Origin of the sequence: Niallia sp. FSL M8-0099 (genome assembly GCF_038006945.1) — a bacterium.
GTDB classification, from domain to species: Bacteria; Bacillota; Bacilli; order Bacillales; family Cytobacillaceae; genus Niallia; species Niallia circulans.
Window position 1 is genome coordinate 13,308 of record NZ_JBBOWF010000005.1, and the last position, 14,833, is coordinate 28,140.

At 43.4% G+C, this 14,833-nt stretch carries 19 protein-coding genes and 1 pseudogene; all 20 read right to left on the reverse strand.

What is annotated here, in order from left to right; translation table 11 throughout:
- The 20 genes and pseudogenes from NSQ92_RS25895 to NSQ92_RS25990 all read right to left on the reverse strand — a co-directional run bounded on the left by NSQ92_RS25895 (position 1) and on the right by NSQ92_RS25990 (position 14,557).
- Positions 1 to 3,219 (reverse strand): phage tail tape measure protein, encoded by a 3,219-nt coding sequence (locus NSQ92_RS25895; RefSeq protein WP_341153340.1) that lies wholly within the window; start codon positions 3,217 to 3,219, stop codon positions 1 to 3.
- On the reverse strand, positions 3,152 to 3,400 hold the full coding sequence (locus tag NSQ92_RS25900) for a hypothetical protein (RefSeq protein WP_341153341.1): 249 nt from the start codon (positions 3,398 to 3,400) through the stop codon (positions 3,152 to 3,154). The genes NSQ92_RS25895 and NSQ92_RS25900 overlap by 68 nt, the downstream gene beginning before the upstream one ends.
- Before the next feature lie 80 nt (positions 3,401 to 3,480).
- A complete protein-coding gene (locus NSQ92_RS25905; RefSeq protein ID WP_341153342.1) occupies positions 3,481 to 3,846 on the reverse strand; it encodes a tail assembly chaperone in 366 nt (121 codons plus the stop codon).
- Between the two features lie 43 nt (positions 3,847 to 3,889).
- Positions 3,890 to 4,330: a phage major tail protein, TP901-1 family gene (locus NSQ92_RS25910; protein WP_341153343.1), complete on the reverse strand. Its 441-nt coding sequence runs from the start codon at positions 4,328 to 4,330 to the stop codon at positions 3,890 to 3,892.
- On the reverse strand, positions 4,327 to 4,674 hold the full coding sequence (locus tag NSQ92_RS25915) for a hypothetical protein (RefSeq protein ID WP_341153344.1): 348 nt from the start codon (positions 4,672 to 4,674) through the stop codon (positions 4,327 to 4,329). Before NSQ92_RS25915 ends, NSQ92_RS25910 begins: the two co-directional genes overlap by 4 nt.
- Before the next feature lie 91 nt (positions 4,675 to 4,765).
- Positions 4,766 to 5,077 (reverse strand): hypothetical protein, encoded by a 312-nt coding sequence (locus tag NSQ92_RS25920; RefSeq protein WP_341153345.1) that lies wholly within the window; start codon positions 5,075 to 5,077, stop codon positions 4,766 to 4,768.
- A 26-nt stretch (positions 5,078 to 5,103) separates the two neighbouring features.
- Positions 5,104 to 5,502, reverse strand: coding sequence for a hypothetical protein (locus NSQ92_RS25925; protein WP_341153346.1), 399 nt, complete (start codon positions 5,500 to 5,502; stop codon positions 5,104 to 5,106).
- Between the two features lies 1 nt (position 5,503).
- Positions 5,504 to 6,292, reverse strand: a complete 789-nt coding sequence (locus tag NSQ92_RS25930) for a hypothetical protein (protein WP_341153347.1) — start codon at positions 6,290 to 6,292, stop codon at positions 5,504 to 5,506.
- Complete coding sequence (locus NSQ92_RS25935) at positions 6,289 to 6,630, reverse strand: hypothetical protein (RefSeq protein ID WP_341153348.1); 342 nt, start codon at positions 6,628 to 6,630, stop codon at positions 6,289 to 6,291. The genes NSQ92_RS25930 and NSQ92_RS25935 overlap by 4 nt, the downstream gene beginning before the upstream one ends.
- Positions 6,631 to 6,648: 18 nt before the next feature.
- Positions 6,649 to 6,855, reverse strand: a complete 207-nt coding sequence (locus tag NSQ92_RS25940; RefSeq protein WP_341153349.1) for a hypothetical protein — start codon at positions 6,853 to 6,855, stop codon at positions 6,649 to 6,651.
- A pseudogene (locus NSQ92_RS26895) lies at positions 6,855 to 6,953 on the reverse strand (head fiber protein); the annotation flags it as partial. The gene NSQ92_RS25940 and the pseudogene NSQ92_RS26895, both read right to left, overlap by 1 nt.
- Before the next feature lie 289 nt (positions 6,954 to 7,242).
- Positions 7,243 to 8,364: an SU10 major capsid protein gene (locus NSQ92_RS25950; protein WP_172864857.1), complete on the reverse strand. Its 1,122-nt coding sequence runs from the start codon at positions 8,362 to 8,364 to the stop codon at positions 7,243 to 7,245.
- 61 nt (positions 8,365 to 8,425) lie between these two features.
- Positions 8,426 to 9,142 carry a phage scaffolding protein gene (locus NSQ92_RS25955; RefSeq protein ID WP_341153350.1) on the reverse strand — a complete coding sequence of 239 codons (717 nt, stop codon included), beginning with the start codon at positions 9,140 to 9,142 and terminating at the stop codon, positions 8,426 to 8,428.
- A gap of 97 nt (positions 9,143 to 9,239) precedes the next feature.
- Positions 9,240 to 9,374 carry a hypothetical protein gene (locus NSQ92_RS25960; protein WP_341153351.1) on the reverse strand — a complete coding sequence of 45 codons (135 nt, stop codon included), beginning with the start codon at positions 9,372 to 9,374 and terminating at the stop codon, positions 9,240 to 9,242.
- Entirely contained in the window at positions 9,374 to 9,970 is a 597-nt protein-coding gene (locus NSQ92_RS25965; protein ID WP_341153352.1) for a hypothetical protein, read from the reverse strand. The genes NSQ92_RS25960 and NSQ92_RS25965 overlap by 1 nt, the downstream gene beginning before the upstream one ends.
- A gap of 1 nt (position 9,971) precedes the next feature.
- Positions 9,972 to 10,238, reverse strand: a complete 267-nt coding sequence (locus tag NSQ92_RS25970; RefSeq protein WP_341153353.1) for a spike base protein, RCAP_Rcc01079 family — start codon at positions 10,236 to 10,238, stop codon at positions 9,972 to 9,974.
- On the reverse strand, positions 10,238 to 11,710 hold the full coding sequence (locus tag NSQ92_RS25975; protein WP_341153401.1) for a phage portal protein: 1,473 nt from the start codon (positions 11,708 to 11,710) through the stop codon (positions 10,238 to 10,240). Before NSQ92_RS25975 ends, NSQ92_RS25970 begins: the two co-directional genes overlap by 1 nt.
- Positions 11,711 to 11,779: 69 nt before the next feature.
- The gene (gene terL, locus NSQ92_RS25980; RefSeq protein ID WP_341153354.1) at positions 11,780 to 13,489 is read right to left on the reverse strand and encodes a phage terminase large subunit; all 1,710 of its coding nucleotides are present in this window, start codon (positions 13,487 to 13,489) and stop codon (positions 11,780 to 11,782) included.
- Positions 13,490 to 13,505: 16 nt separating this feature from the next.
- Entirely contained in the window at positions 13,506 to 13,940 is a 435-nt protein-coding gene (locus NSQ92_RS25985; protein WP_123260749.1) for a phBC6A51 family helix-turn-helix protein, read from the reverse strand.
- A 62-nt stretch (positions 13,941 to 14,002) separates the two neighbouring features.
- Positions 14,003 to 14,557, reverse strand: a complete 555-nt coding sequence (locus tag NSQ92_RS25990; protein ID WP_061801036.1) for a recombinase family protein — start codon at positions 14,555 to 14,557, stop codon at positions 14,003 to 14,005.
- Positions 14,558 to 14,833: the final 276 nt, after the last annotated feature.

The window sequence follows — 14,833 nt, forward strand, 5'->3', positions numbered from 1 at the left end:
CTAACCCCACCTTTCCGCTAATTTTCTTTTATTGCCACCGTAATTGTCGTAATCATTGTACGTTGCCACAGCGAATTCTCTTCCGTTGATTACTAACGATTGATCTTTTTGCAGTAATTGTTCGAGTAATTGCTCTACGCGTGACATTGCGTTTGTTGCTTGCGTATCCTCATCGAATGAATGATTAACGCCTAGTACGCCCGCAGATGTAAAGTTTGGTGTGTTGTAAGACATGTCGATCGAAGGCGTTGCTGCGTCGACTAGTTTATGCGCCATTGCCTTAACACTTCGTATGGAATTGTCGAGACCTTTTACCATACCTTGACCGAACATTTCCATTAGCCAAATCGCTTCACGGCTCGGTGAGTGAATTCCGAGCAACTTCTTGACGCCGTCCGGAATTAACTTCGCTAATCCTGCAACTTTTTCTTTAAGAGCGCCGGTCATCGATGTTATACCTTTTAATAGACCATTTATTATGTCTTTACCTATACTTAACATGTCGATACTTTTAAGTTTGTCGACGATGGCAGGGATTACTTTTGTGAATATGGCCTTGCCTAAAGTACCAACTATGCTGATTATTCCTTTAATTAATGCAAGAAGTATATCTTTACCTACTGAAAGAATTTTAGGTAGGTTTTGTATTAAAATAGTTGCTATTTGCACAATCAACTTTAATGCTGTTGCTATTAATTGAGGCAAAATACTCACGATTCCATTAATTAAAGCTACAAGAATTTTAACCCCCGATGATATGATTTTTGGCAGATTAGCAATCAAAACACTAACTATCTTTACGATTAAAGTAAGCGCCGTCGCTATTAACTGTGGTAATATTTGTAAAATACCACTAATTAAAGCCATTAGAATCTTCATGCCTGCATCAAGTATTTTAGGAAGACTTTGCAGTAAACTTGTTGCTATTTCTGTAATTAATAACACAGCCATGCCTAGTAACATCGGTAATGCGGTAGATATTCCCTCAATTAATGCAGTCAGGATATTTACTCCCGCGTCCATAATAGTAGGCAAATTTGATAAGAGTACATTCGTTAAAGAATCAATTACTAGTATGATTGCCTCAACAATTAAAGGGATTGCAGAAACAAGCCCTTCTAAAAGAGTCGGCAGTAGTTGAATTCCCATCGTTAGTAACTGCGGAATTAATGTCGCTAAAGTTTCGATAAGAGTGCTGATAATCGTGACAGCCACGTTAATTAGCGTCGGCAAACTCGCTAAAATTCCGTTTATTAAATTCAATATAATTTCGAGTCCCATCTGAATCAGATTAGGTAAACTATTCTGCAAGAAATCAATAATTACGCTAACAACGTTATTGATAACTTCGACAATTTTAGGTGTTCCGGATTCCATTCCGTCAGCTATTGCCGGTAAGAATCGCGAAGCCGAAATCAATAAACCAGGTATACCTCCGATTAATAAGCCGATAATAGTTGGCGCAAGTGTTGTTATAATCGGCACAAGCGCTTCTGCATCGCCGGTAAATAACGCCTTAACCGCTGAAAGAAATTCCGATGCCTTTGCGACAAAACTACCAAATATCCCCGAAGCCGCTCCACCAATTGCGGAACCTATATCGGCAAATTTTTCCCCTACTACGCTAGTTACTTGCGCAATAAATCCGCCAATAATTACCACTAATCCTTTTAACTCTCCGAATTTTCGCACGATCCAATCGACCGTTGCTCCGAAGACTGCTTGGATTCCCGGACCGAGTTTTTTCGTTGCATTTAAAATCCACGCCCAAGATGAGTCGACTACATTACGGAACCCTTCAACGTTTTTATACGCCGAAATTATCGCTATTGTAACCGCAATAATCGCAGTGACTACTCCGAATATTGTACCGATGGTCGTTAAAATAACAGTCGATGTTGTTCCGAAAAGAATCGCTAATGAACCAACACCGCTCGAAACCAACCCAACGAATCCCAATAATACGCCTAATCCGGCTGCTAATAATGTTATTCCGCCAAGTACCGCAGTCGTAATAACGAGAAATTGTTTCATGCCCTCCGGTAAATTAGTAAACCAATTCAATAATTTCGAAAGCCATTCCGCCACAGTTTGAACCGCCGGAGCCAATTGGTCTCCTATCGTAATAACTAACGAATCGATAGCGCCACTTAGTTCCTCTAATGCGCCACCTATTCCCGCTTTCATCTGATCCGCTGCTTTTTTCGATGCTCCTTCGCTACCTTCTAGCGATGCTGTCATTTCGTCTATCTTATCCGGTCCCGCTTCCATCAACGCTAAAAAGCCGGATACCGCTTCGGTTCCGACTAATGATGCAAGAGTGGCCGCTTTTTGTGTGTCCGTCATACCTTCCATTGACTTCGATATATTATCGACTAATCCCGAAAGACCTACGAAATTTCCCTTCGCGTCTGTTATCGCAATTCCCATCGATTCCATCATCTTCGAGTTTTTCTCCGATGGATTCAATAACGCTAATAATGACGCACGAAGCGCTGTCCCTGCGTTTTCTCCTTTTAAACCAGCATTCGTCATTAAGCCGACTGCTCCCGCAAGTTCTTCCATCGAAACACCTAACGCTGCGGCTGGCGAACCCGCATATTTAAACGCATATTGCATATCTTCGATTCCTGCTGCCGTTGAATTCGCTGATTCCGCTAACACGTCCGCAACTCGACTAGCCTCACTCGCTTCTAATCCCCATATGTTTAACGCCGAAGATACAGTATCGGATGTCATCGCTAAGTCTTCACCGGATGCCTCCGCTGCGGATATTACGCCAGGCATTGCGGCGATTACTTGATTAGCGTCGAATCCTTTGGCAGCAAGTTCTGTCATTGCGACCGCCACTTCGCTCGCACTTTTCGATGTATTGGCGCCGAGTTCAATTGCCGATTGTTTCATTGCGTCAAACTCTGCCGTGTTAGCGCCCGCAATTGCGCCAGCTTTACGCATCGCAGAGTCGAAATCCGCTGACTGTTTAACAGCATATCCTAATCCTGCGCCGATGCTTAGTCCGACCGCTCCAAATCCTTTTGCGATATCCGCGCCCAACTGCTGCGTTCTAGACCCAAAATCGGAAAGTGTATTGCTTGCAGTTCGGAGATTATTCGTCAAGTTTGATATATTTGCACCTAACTCAACGATGATACTATGGTCTGCCATTCGCTTCCTCCTTTCCGCTAAACTGCTCGAATTGGGATAGCCATTCCGAAGCATGTTTCGCTTTTTCTATACCGACTTGGAGTTCCGCTTCTGCCTTTTCATCTGCCGGTCGTTTGAATAAGTCGCTTGCCTTGATCGATTTTTTAGCGTTTTGCGCTTTTACGTTCATGATTGCGTAATGCGATTGGCGTTCATATTCGTCGTAACGACGTTCGTTTTGCGCTTCAAATAACAACACAAACTCTTTCGGCGTTAACGCGTATATCTTATCGGGCGTTAACCTTAAGTAGCGCCAGCCGTCTTTTATTGCGTTATCTACGCTAAAAGATCTTTCAGCATCTCGAACGCTTTCGGGTCTTTCGCCATCATCTTGTTTACCGTCTTCTTGAAGAAAAAACTTTCGATTACCACTTCATTGGAAATTTTAAGTATCGCATCCATGTCGAGTTTTTCTTCATCGAATAACTTTTCAATTGCATCATTAACTTTTTTAAGCGATATATTTTCGTTCGTGTGGAATAATGCGGCGTGTACGATATATGCAAACGTGTCTAAATCTCCGGAGATAGATTTACCGATTAGCGCCAACGCGCCACCTTCGTAAAGAGTTCCTAAGTGCTTAACAGACGAAAATGTTAATTTCAATTCGTATTCTTTTCCTTCTATTTCAAAACGTGCCATATATGATCATCCTTTTCGGTTATTTTAGTAAGTAAAAAGGCGCTTATTGCGCGCCTTCGGGAATTTCAGTTAAAGTTTCTTCTGAAAGTTTTCCGTTTAATGTTCCACTTAATGAATATGTTGCAAAATCCCCTGTTCCGAAAGATTTCTCAAAAGATGAAACCATGAACAAACCATGTTTTGCTTTTTTTGTTCGAGTATTAACTTCATAGATTTTGACAAATTCTTTTGATGTCATAGCCTCTTCGATATAGTCAACGAATGGATCTCCTTCCGAAATAACCCCTTCGATGGAAATTTCGCGCGTTACTTTACCGTAATCTGAACCGGATTTATCCTTCGTATCTAAATCGATTGAATCCGCTGAAATGCTAGTTGATCCTGCCGTTTGGTTAAATGGTCTTGCTAACGTCTCTCCGGAAGTTTCATCCGGGATTGCTACTACGAATAATATCTCGTCTCCTCTATACTCAATCGCCATCATTTATTCCCCCTATTTTTCGTCAATTCCACCGATATATCGAAATACATATGGTGGTATTGCGTTGTATTACTGATGTCATCCGCTGGTATTGGCGTTTCAGTTGCTACGTCCACATAAAAAGAACCGATAGTTTGCGCTGGAACTGTCGCAGTGACTAACGGTATCTCGTCGAATAAAAATATTTCTTTTACGGTTTCTTGTAGCTTCGCACGCTCACTCGAACTACTCGCAAATAAACCAACTTGAAATCGGTACGTTGTCGCCATAGTTTCGCGTAACTTCGCAACTTGCGTTATATTATTCTGCAATTGCTCTATCGTAAGAAACGGCTTAGTCTTCGGCAACTCAACCCCGTCGAACACCCATACGCAATTCATGCCGGTTTTATTCGTAAGCCAAGTACGAATGGAATGTTGCAAATCTAATTGCATATTATCACCTTCCTAAATCGCGAACGTATCCGAGTATTTTTTCGCGGTAAGGTTCTTCGTTATTCCAAACGGATTTACGGATAAATGCCTTCTTCGTCTTATTCTCGTATTCTTGTTTTCTCGCATACTCAACGTTTGATCCGTACTGCCAATGTGTTTCGTCTATTTGCTCCGGACTAGCAACGATAGAGTTTCGTAATATACCGTCTTTTACTGGCGCCATTTCCGCCGCCTCATTCGCAGCTTTGCGCGTATACGCTTCTGTTGTGTTTGCGACATCCCGCACTAAATCGTCATATTCCAACGAAGACAACACTCGGTTTAATCCTTGGATGCGAATAGTCATGACCGCTTCCTCCCTAAAAACTCGATTCGATTCCGTTTGCCAATCCCTTTTTTATCCTTCGCAAGGACTTCATAGTCAACTCCGTCATATTTTACAAGCGTAATAGTTTTCGCTATGTCTTCAATTAAATCGATGTTAACCGAAAACCAAATGTCGCCTGTTTCGATTAATATTCCATCTATTAACGAACGTTCACTATTCGCCGAAGCAGTCGAAGATATTTCCGTCACAACTGACGGCACAACTCGTTCGCCAGGTACTTCGCCAATTGGCTCGTTTGTAATCGGATCGTATGAAACTTCACCGGCATAATAAACGGTTATATCGTGCGTACGTTTGGCGGTTATTTCCTCCCGGTTTTGCTTCATAAATTCGATATCAGCATCCGTTAGCATCTTATAACCACCTTTCGTCTAGTACGTACGTTAAGAATCCGGTACAATTCGGATGCATCATGTAAATTTCGCTTGCCGTTGCGGGATATATTCCAGGACCCATTCCGTAAGAATCTGCCTTTTCGAGAATCGTACACCGGTGATTAGGTCGGTCTGCTTTACCGTGGTGTACTCGCATCGCTTTTACTACTTTGCTCTGTTGCGCCGAATATGCCGCTGCGGTACGAAATGCCGTATTCCCTTCCGTCGAAACCAATCGCTTAATTTTCCACGTTTCATTTGCGTAAACCTTACGGACCGCAGCAATAATAGTTGTTACGGACTCACCTTTAATTACGCCTGACCGAATTGCTTTCGATAGTTCTTCACGCTGATCTCCCGCAAATTGCCAAACGCGGTCGGAAAGGACCAATCCGTCCTCTCCAATCCGGTTGACTGTATAACGAAAAACATTAGCGTTTATCTTATCGAACGCTAATCCGTTAGCGATAATCGAAGCAGCAATGCCTTCCGTTAAAGCTGACGTCGATTCCTTAATGATCGATTCCAGCGCGTTCATGCCGTTCTTGCGGACCGCTTTTTCAATCGTTTCTAATTCGCGCAATAATGCGTTTAAACGCTGTCGTTTAATTATTCCGTCGTCATTTGCATATTCCGCTAATTTTTCGACCAACTCGGCTCGCACCCTATTTATTTCCGCAATGGCAAAACGTTGCTGCTTGGCGTTAAGTTTAATATATTTATCGGAAAGACTTTCGAGCAATTTGTCGAGTTTTTCTTGGTTCGTCATCGGTCGTCAGCTCGCTTTAAATACGAAGCACTAGCGCCGTTGCCACGTTTATATTTTCGATAGTATTTTCGTGCGCTTTCCGCTAGTTTCATATAGTTCGCATAAACGTTTGTTTTATTTACCGATTCCTCTCCGTCGGTGTACGAAAAGTAATTTGCGGCATTCGTTGCGATTGTTTCATACGCAATTGCCAACGCAATATAAAAAATAGCGTTGGGATTTTCTTCTTCCGTTAAGCCCGATTCGGCAATAGCTTCGGCGATCCAATCGTCGATGTCATCCGACGTTACGCCCGGAACTTTAGATAATCGTGACTTCATTCGTTCTGACACCGTCATTTGGCGTCACCTCCGTTATTATTTCGCTTTCGATTTTGGCTTCGGTTTTGCTGCCGGCTTAGGTTCCGGTTTGTCAATTCGTTGTATGAACGGTTTAGCATTATCGAGCGCCTGGATTACCTTTTGATCGTTTGTTACGAGAATACCTTCGCCGTTAAATAATGCGTATACACCATCGCGATGATATTCGTAATTAGGAATTGTTTTATACTTAGCCGTCTCCATTAACTCATCAGCCCCGCTGCTTTTAATTTCGCAAGTAATGCGTTAAAGTCCGCTACTAAGCCGGCCACATCGGTAGCCGTACTATTCGCTTGTGTTGCCGCTTTTGATGCGGTTAATTTTCCGTTAAGTGTTGTTTGTAAATTCGTCACGTCGCTAATCGGATGTGTATGTGCGGCTGGCGGAAAGGTTGTTGGCTTATTAGTTACATCGCCCCACGCAACGCTAGACGGTTCGCCCGACTCTTCCGCTAGATCTTGCAATAAATCGCCTAGTTTTAAATCGTTTGCAACTGGGCTCGAAATGTTTAATCGTTGTGCGTCTCTGTCTGAAATAGGCACTCAATTCGCTCCTTTCAAAATAAGAAGGGAGGCGCATGGCCTCCGTTAATTAGGAAATAGTCTTAGAAATATTACTTAATACTGCGATAGATTCTTTCGCATTCTTGATTTCAAATCCAAGTTCACCGCGGACTACACGAGCAAAGTAGTCAGCACCTGGATTAGTAGCATCTTGATCATAGAAGTTTTGCATATAACGAGCTTTAATATTATCGACGTCAAGTAATAACGCACGGTCCTTCGGCATGTTTTGGTCGACTACAACGCTAGACACGGAACCACCAGGAAGGTCGGACATGAATGATAAAATTTGGTATCCGCTAGTTGTTTCGCCACGAGTTGTACGGATTGTGTCGCCACCTAGCTTCGTGATTTGACGAGCAACGTTCGGAGCACATACGATTGTATTTACGCGTCCGCCACGTTTGAAAGTTTCTTCTACTGCGTCGTTCAATTTTTTAGCGCTGATTTCAGCATTTCCCATATCGATATTTGCTGATCCTTGTTCTTGTGCAAACGCAAATAAACCGCCAGTAGTACGCGGAATTGTGTCGCCGGACCCTTGGTACTTACGTCCATAGATAAGCGTGTTATTTACTTCGCGAATCATTTCTTGTAAGCGTAAGTTCACTTGGTAATCTAGTTCGTTAGATACGCCGTATGTGTTAACTTGTTGTTGCGTACGAGATACTTTCGCGAAACGAGAGAAGATTTGCGAGTAGTTGAACGATACGATACGGTCGTGAATTTCGTTATGTCTGAACGCTTCTTCACCTTCCGGACGTGGTCTTGCAATAACTTTTAATTCTGCATCTGCTTCGATTGCTTCCGGAGTAGTTGCGTCGTATCCACGTTGTACAGTAATTTCGTCACCATTAACTGCAGTAACCTTTAAAACTTCAAGACCGTTTTGAACTAATGCGTTAACTGTAAATTTGTTACCGTCACCGGGTTTAACCGTAATTACTGTTGCGTCTGCTGCTGCTGCACTTGCGGCTTCACCTGTGTCACTGTTTAAATAGTCGTTCTGCCATTCGAACTTAGTTTGCGTTAATGCTTCACCAGTTCCGATTAATCCGAATAATACTGGTGCTTTTGTTAAGATTAAATCTACGTTCGCCTGCATTTGGCGTACTTGTTGTTGGAAATCATAAGTAGTTGCTACGTTCATTTTTTATATCCCCTTTTTGTGTTTTTTTTGTAATTAAAAAAGCCGCCTATTGGCGACTGAATTACTTTTGTTTTAGCGCTACTAATTCGTTATAAATGCGCGTGACTGCGCCCATAAAGCGACTATCTTTAAGCGCTTTTTCTTTAGCCTCTGCGAGTTCCTTTTCTTTTGCGGATATCTCGTTAATGCTCGGATTTTTCTGCGGATTTGAACCACCGCTGGCATCAGCGCCTATTGCTGGTTTAAACATCCACGGTTTCGCTTCTTTTAGCGCTTTAACCGCTTCTTCTGCGCCTTTAACGTTTCCGTCTTCGTCTACTTCAATTACGGATTTATCTAGCAACGCAAGCACATCGTTTAAGTCATTCGCATTCAACGCACGAGCAATCGATTTAATTTCCGTATCGACAATGCGCTTGTTCGCCGCTTCTTGCGCTTTCTTCGCTTGTTCCTCTGCTTCCTCCGCTTTCTTTGCCGCTTCTTCCCTTTCGGCTGCAAGACGTTCTATCTCGGACATTTCCGCTTTCTTGCGTTCCTCTTCGGCTTGTTCATACGCTTCGAGCTTCTTCAACTTTTCGTCGAGTTCCGCTTGTTTTTCTTTTTCGCGTTTCAAACGTTTCGCTAGGATCTCGTTCATTTCCTCTTGCGTAAATGTTTTTCCGGCTGGCTTTTCGGTTAGTTCCGGGTTATTTTCCGCCTCCGCAGGCGTAGTTTGTTCGCCGCCATTTTCTTCTGCGAATGTTTGTAAATTTAAGCGTAATAATTTTCGTTCTTCCATTTCGTACCTCCATCCGTTTATAGTCCGTCGACTGTTAAATGTTGCGAATAATAACAACCGACAGTTTAACGACATATCGTAGGTCAATTGCGCGTTATTACTCGCCTAATACTTCGATTACAAATTCGTTTTCACGCTCTTCGATAATTCTCCAACTCTTATATTGCGTATCCGGTGTTACCGTTACTTCTCCGTTTTCATTAACGATTTTCTTGTCTGTTGTTATAATCATCAAATTTCCTCCACTGTAAAATCATCAAAGCGAGCAGTTAAGTTTCCGGATGCCATAATACCGTGACTTGTATTTGATTGTCCGCTTGCCTCCACTACAGTTCCACGCAAAACACCATTCTGATAGACTTTAATTTCCGAGCCGTTGCATTCCACACTCCAAACATCTCCATTTACCAAAGTTAATCCGCTTAAAGTCATAATGGTTGTATTGTTCGACCCCCCTACCCATCTATCAACACGCATAGTCGAACCGTCAACACTTCTCAACGACAACATAGTGTTCACTAATGGATCGGATGAACGTCGGAAAGTGATTCCTGAAAAATTAGCATACGCAACAAACTTAACGCTAATTTTCAAATTATCTGATACCCCACAATCCTGGAAAGCATTTGCGGATGTGATTGCTGATTTAGGCGCTGCTGTATTATTATCGATGCAAAAAGTAGTTAAAAACCCGCTGCCAGTGTTGTAGTACTGCCACCCGTTTCCTAATACGTCGCTATTCGCTCTATTGAAATCATCTTTAAATATCATTTTGGTTTTTGCCTCAAATTTTGGTGATAGCAAACCAATTCCCATACCTATAATCACGCTAGTACACCGCCACGATATTCGTCGCAGTTGTGCCGGTTGCGCGAACTTTCGTCACACTCAACGGATGAATCATTCCTGCAGCTAACGATTTGAAAACGACCTGTGATCCGTCTTTCATCGTAACCGCTAAATCTCCGCTTGTTCCTAAATAAACACCGGCAGTCGTTTCGAGTTGTGCGGAATCACTTGGCGTAACTGTAACCGCCTTTTCCGCTTTGATTCCCGGAACAAACACCGGACTAAAACCGCTTGGTACGTTCGCCATTATTCCGCCTCCCCTTCATTGTACGGATCTCTTTGAACCCGCATTAAATTACGTTCCTGCAGTATTTCCATAAACTTCGCTTCGGCGTTTTCTTTTCCGCTACGAGTAATCGCTCCTTTGATCGATTCCATGTCTGACGCAATTTCTGCGGTTAATTGTTCGATGAGCGCTTTTTGATCTTGCGGTAAAGGAAGCCCGAAGATAATTTCGCTATCGTAATAGTTGTCAACTTTCGCAAGTAATTCCTTATCATATTTAAAACGCGGATGGTCTTGGCGTGCCTTCATGTAACGCAAGATATACTCGTTTAGCGTTTGTAGCCGCGATTGCCAAATAATCCAGTTACGCTGTGTCTTCGAAATGATTGTCGAGAACATTAATTGCACGGCCATATCGTTGATTCCGCCCGTATTCATGTCGGCTGTATTAACGATTGGCACTTCGGCTTTTTCATGTAGGCGTTTCTGTAATCGGTCGAGATACGCTTCCACTGTTTCTTTAAAATTAAATCCGCTTTCTAGTTTCGTCGCTTTCGGTTCGCCTATCTCGGGGGAACCTTCGCCTAGATTCCACTTTGCACCCGGCGCAACTTGTAATGGATTTTTCGGATCTTCGTCAACGTTACTCAATAAATTAATCGCAAACATTTCGAACCGTAGTGCGTCCGAGTAATCGCTCATCTTTCGGTCGATTTCGTCGGCTAGTTCAATCGTCTTTTCTAATTCGCTATATCCCCGTATCTGTCCGCTAAGTTTTTCCGTCGGCACATGTACAACCGGAATAAAATCAAGCCCCATTGACTTTCGCTCTACTCGTTCATTAATCATTACGAATCCACTATCGAAAATGCCTTCGGCTATTTCGCAATCATACACGCCAGCTTCTTCGTGCCAAACGAGATAATACGAAAGTTTCCACAGCTTTGTTTCTTCCGGATCAAGCCACGCAATAAAATGCACCTCGTCCAGTTGATCGACATCCCATTCGTTGTGTACTGCGATTACCTCCGTCGATGGATGCCATAACACTTTAATTTCTCCGCGGCGATTATCGTAATGTAATCGGGCGTAAACACCGGTCTTAGTGATCGCTCGGTCTTTCGCAGCCGCAAGTAATTTCTCGTGCATGCGATTGTCGTCCCATACCCACGTTAGCAACCGTTCTTTTGCTTTTGCGCGCGTATTCTCGATTTTCTGTTCGTCGCTAGCTTCGTATCCCGGCTGCATCATCTGCGCAGGATCGTCGATAACGTCGGGCGGCACGGTTACTTTCGGCTCTTTTTCGAATTGCCAAGCCGCAATCGTGTCGACCATTTTACGCGGATAATTAATGGACAGTTTAGTCGGTTCGTAGTCAAGTCCTTCCGGTTTAATATAGTCGCTCCAAACGTTTAAGTCGCCGTCATATCGGCGGTAGAGCCTTACTTCGTCGAGCATTCGTTGCCATTCCGTTTCGCCAAGCGCGTCTCGCATCGGAATAATCATTTCGATTGGATTTAATAAATTACTATCGATAATTGGCAAGCCGTTTCCTCCTTCCGTTTAATATCGGTAATTGCCTGCATTGCTGGCTTTACGAGTTCGCCCTTTTGTGGCGATTGATACAGCCATGTGAGTTGCGTCCGGACCATCGTCATGATTATGATTCGGATACATTTCGAACATTTCTAATAGAAGTTTCTGCTCACGCTTGAATCTAATTTTTCCGTTTTGTATATCCGGCAATAGGGATTCAATTCGTAATGCCTTACGAGTTCGTTGTTTTATTTGTCGTAGGCGGGTTGTTGCTGGATATCCTTTTGTTTGCAATAAATCTGATAATTTATCCGCAAACCACTCTTGAGCGTTTTGGGCCTCGACAGCCATGCCGGCATACTGATACTCCAATGCTTTCTCTACGGCGGTATCAAGTAGAACATCCGGATGCACTCTCTTTAGAAAAACATCAACTATATAACAAATTCCTGTCGCCTTATTCCTAGCCACAGTTATAATTGCTGAATAGTCTCCTTTTTCTTTTCCCATCGCAAAGTCGATTCCGCAATAGTAATCAACTTCTCTACTTTGAAGTTCAGCGTCTGAATAGTAAACGAAATCATCAGGTTTAAAAATTTGAGATTCTTCGTCTACAGGGTTACCTAAGTACTCCTGATTGAAAGCTCGCGCGCCCATCGATTCGCGTTTCTCCATGAAATATTTATAACTATACGCTTGTGGCCAAAGGACCTTCGTGCCTCGATCCATTTCCGCTTTGTTTGCTTCGTAAAATGCATCCGCATTTATCTTCGCGTCTTTGTCATCGGCGTTATAAATCTTGCGCCATTCTTCCCATAAATCTTCGCGTTCAGACCACGAAAGGATTGCTGGGAACTTCTTTGATACGAAGTCTTTGCGTTTAGTTAGTACGTGATTAAGGAGCGAATCGTAATGAACGATTGTACCCATGTAAATACACTTGCCGCCAAACCCTAACGCCTCTAACATTTCCGACCGGAACCAATGCAAGTTCTTTGCACGTAGTTCGGGCGTATTCGTATTCTCGCCGCTTTCTAAATCGTCCAGGATGAAAATTCCAGGGCGTTCGGAAAGATGGCGGAGTCCTCTCATTTGCGTTCCGATGCCTTTCGCTTCCACCTTCGTACCCGCCGACGTAATGAATTCGTATTTATTATCGACTTCATTCATCGAAGGACGCGGATGCAACAAAGGACCGAAATCGTCGCGAAGCTTTTCGTTAAACTTCAACTGATTTACGGTCCATTTAATAAAGTCGCCGGCAACGTCGGTCGTTTCGGAAACTTCTACGATGTATTTTTGATGTCTAAACGCGCATTGATGCGCCAAGTAGGAATTCGATAAGTAAGCCGTTTTCGCATGCCGCCGACCAACTGACCAGCCTACGTTCGTTTCTTGTTCTCCGCGTGTCACTTCGTCGAGCAGCGAGCAAAGCGTTACGTGAAAGTCCGCCGCATCTTCGTGTCGCTGTCCTTCCGGAATCAAATTCGACGGGTTTTCCGGGTTGCAGTCCGCGCTAAAATATTCGTACGTAAAGTAAAGTAAATCGTACTCGGCGCGATGTACCCGGTTAAGTTTTTTCAATTCCGCCGCGTCTTGCATCATGATATCAATATGTGAGTCGGTCGCATTGCCCGCTTCGTAAAGCTTGCGTATCTTACCGATGCGTTCCTTTATCAAGTCGATGCGAGCTTGACGGGCTTCACGGTCGAGCCATTTTCCGTCTATATACGCCATCCACCCGTCACCTCCCTTATTTGTTTTCGTCTTTAAGCAGCGAATCTAGTTCCGCTAACTGGCGTTTAATTTCGTCCTCACTTCGCTGTGCGTTGTCGTTATTCTCAACGATTGTCTTATCCGTCAGTAAGCTAAATCGGCGCATAAACAAATCGATAGCTTTTACGCTTGGCTGATCGCTTTCGATTAGCTTAAGCAATTGACCGTATACTTTCGACCGTTTTTCACTAAGAAAGTCGTCGCTTATTTCGTTTTTATATTCGATAAAATTGCGATTCTTCGTTTTCCATTCCCAAATCGTTTTATATGTCACGCCTACCTCTTCGGCAATTTCAGCGTAAGATAATTTCGATTCATCTTTGTTCGACTTCAAATCGTTTTCGACGAGCATATACGCTGCTTTCTTTTGTTGCTCCGTTAATTTTGCTGCGAGTTCTTGTAATCGGCTCATTTCGTTGCCCCTCCTTCGGTTTATTTTTGCGCATAGAAAAAGGCAACCGGCTGTGCGTCCGATTACCCTTTGCGTTCTTTTAAGTATTTATATAACGTTGTTTTTCCAATGCCGGTCATTTCTGTAATTTCCGGCACAGTATAATCGCCACTGTCGTATAGTCGCAGCGCTTTGTCTACTGCGTCATTCTTGGCGCTTGGTCGTCCGCCTTTGCGTCCGCGTGCCCTCGCCGACTCTAAGCCCGCCTTAGTACGCTCGCTTATGATATCGCGTTCTAATTCCGCAATAGAAGCCATTGTGCGAAAGAAGAACCGTCCCATTGCCGTTGACGTGTCGATTTTATCCTGGATTGATTCGAAGTCCACTCCGGCAGCCTCGAACGTTTCGGTCAATTCGATGAGATGCTTCGTTGACCGCGAAATACGATCGAGTTTGTATACGACTATCTTGTCGCCTTTTCGCATCTTGCCGAGCATTTCGTTTAGCTTCGGTCGGTCTTTCTTTGTGCCGCTAATTTTTTCGACGAATAATTCGTCCACTCCGATTTTAGTTAACGCATCAATTTGCAAATCCAACGATTGATCTTCCGTACTAACACGCGCATATCCAAACAACATTTCCAACGCCTCCATTTTCGTTTCATTTCGTCTGTACTTCGTTTATAATTCGATTGTACACGAAACGAGGAATTGCGTCAATAGATTTACGGACGTTTTACGGAAGATTTATTCGACGCCCCGAGTTTGAAAATTTTGCGAGAAAGTTTCCGGCACCAGGAGCGATTCGTTTTTCCGGACCGCCCCGGCCCCTTCCGCTTTCATCGTTCGTTTAACGGTTTGCATTTCCGAACTCCGAACGTTGATTAACGAACGGCTTTTCGAACTGTATAATCG

Bases quoted from the DNA above. Each gene is read 5' to 3' on its own strand.
- NSQ92_RS25970 (WP_341153353.1), bottom strand. From the start codon at position 10,238: ATGGCGAACGTACCAAGCGGTTTTAGTCCGGTGTTTGTTCCGGGAATC.
- NSQ92_RS25935 (WP_341153348.1), bottom strand. From the start codon at position 6,630: ATGACGGTGTCAGAACGAATGAAGTCACGATTATCTAAAGTTCCGGGC.
- NSQ92_RS25895 (WP_341153340.1), bottom strand. From the start codon at position 3,219: ATGCTTCGGAATGGCTATCCCAATTCGAGCAGTTTAGCGGAAAGGAGG.
- NSQ92_RS25950 (WP_172864857.1), bottom strand. From the start codon at position 8,364: ATGAACGTAGCAACTACTTATGATTTCCAACAACAAGTACGCCAAATG.
- NSQ92_RS25985 (WP_123260749.1), bottom strand. From the start codon at position 13,940: ATGAGCCGATTACAAGAACTCGCAGCAAAATTAACGGAGCAACAAAAG.
- NSQ92_RS25925 (WP_341153346.1), bottom strand. From the start codon at position 5,502: ATGCTAACGGATGCTGATATCGAATTTATGAAGCAAAACCGGGAGGAA.
- NSQ92_RS25960 (WP_341153351.1), bottom strand. From the start codon at position 9,374: ATGATTATAACAACAGACAAGAAAATCGTTAATGAAAACGGAGAAGTA.
- NSQ92_RS25990 (WP_061801036.1), bottom strand. From the start codon at position 14,557: ATGTTGTTTGGATATGCGCGTGTTAGTACGGAAGATCAATCGTTGGAT.
- NSQ92_RS25975 (WP_341153401.1), bottom strand. From the start codon at position 11,710: ATGCGAGACGCGCTTGGCGAAACGGAATGGCAACGAATGCTCGACGAA.
- NSQ92_RS25905 (WP_341153342.1), bottom strand. From the start codon at position 3,846: ATGGCACGTTTTGAAATAGAAGGAAAAGAATACGAATTGAAATTAACA.
- terL (WP_341153354.1), bottom strand. From the start codon at position 13,489: ATGGCGTATATAGACGGAAAATGGCTCGACCGTGAAGCCCGTCAAGCT.
- NSQ92_RS25930 (WP_341153347.1), bottom strand. From the start codon at position 6,292: ATGACGAACCAAGAAAAACTCGACAAATTGCTCGAAAGTCTTTCCGAT.
- NSQ92_RS25910 (WP_341153343.1), bottom strand. From the start codon at position 4,330: ATGATGGCGATTGAGTATAGAGGAGACGAGATATTATTCGTAGTAGCA.
- NSQ92_RS25940 (WP_341153349.1), bottom strand. From the start codon at position 6,855: ATGGAGACGGCTAAGTATAAAACAATTCCTAATTACGAATATCATCGC.
- NSQ92_RS25955 (WP_341153350.1), bottom strand. From the start codon at position 9,142: ATGGAAGAACGAAAATTATTACGCTTAAATTTACAAACATTCGCAGAA.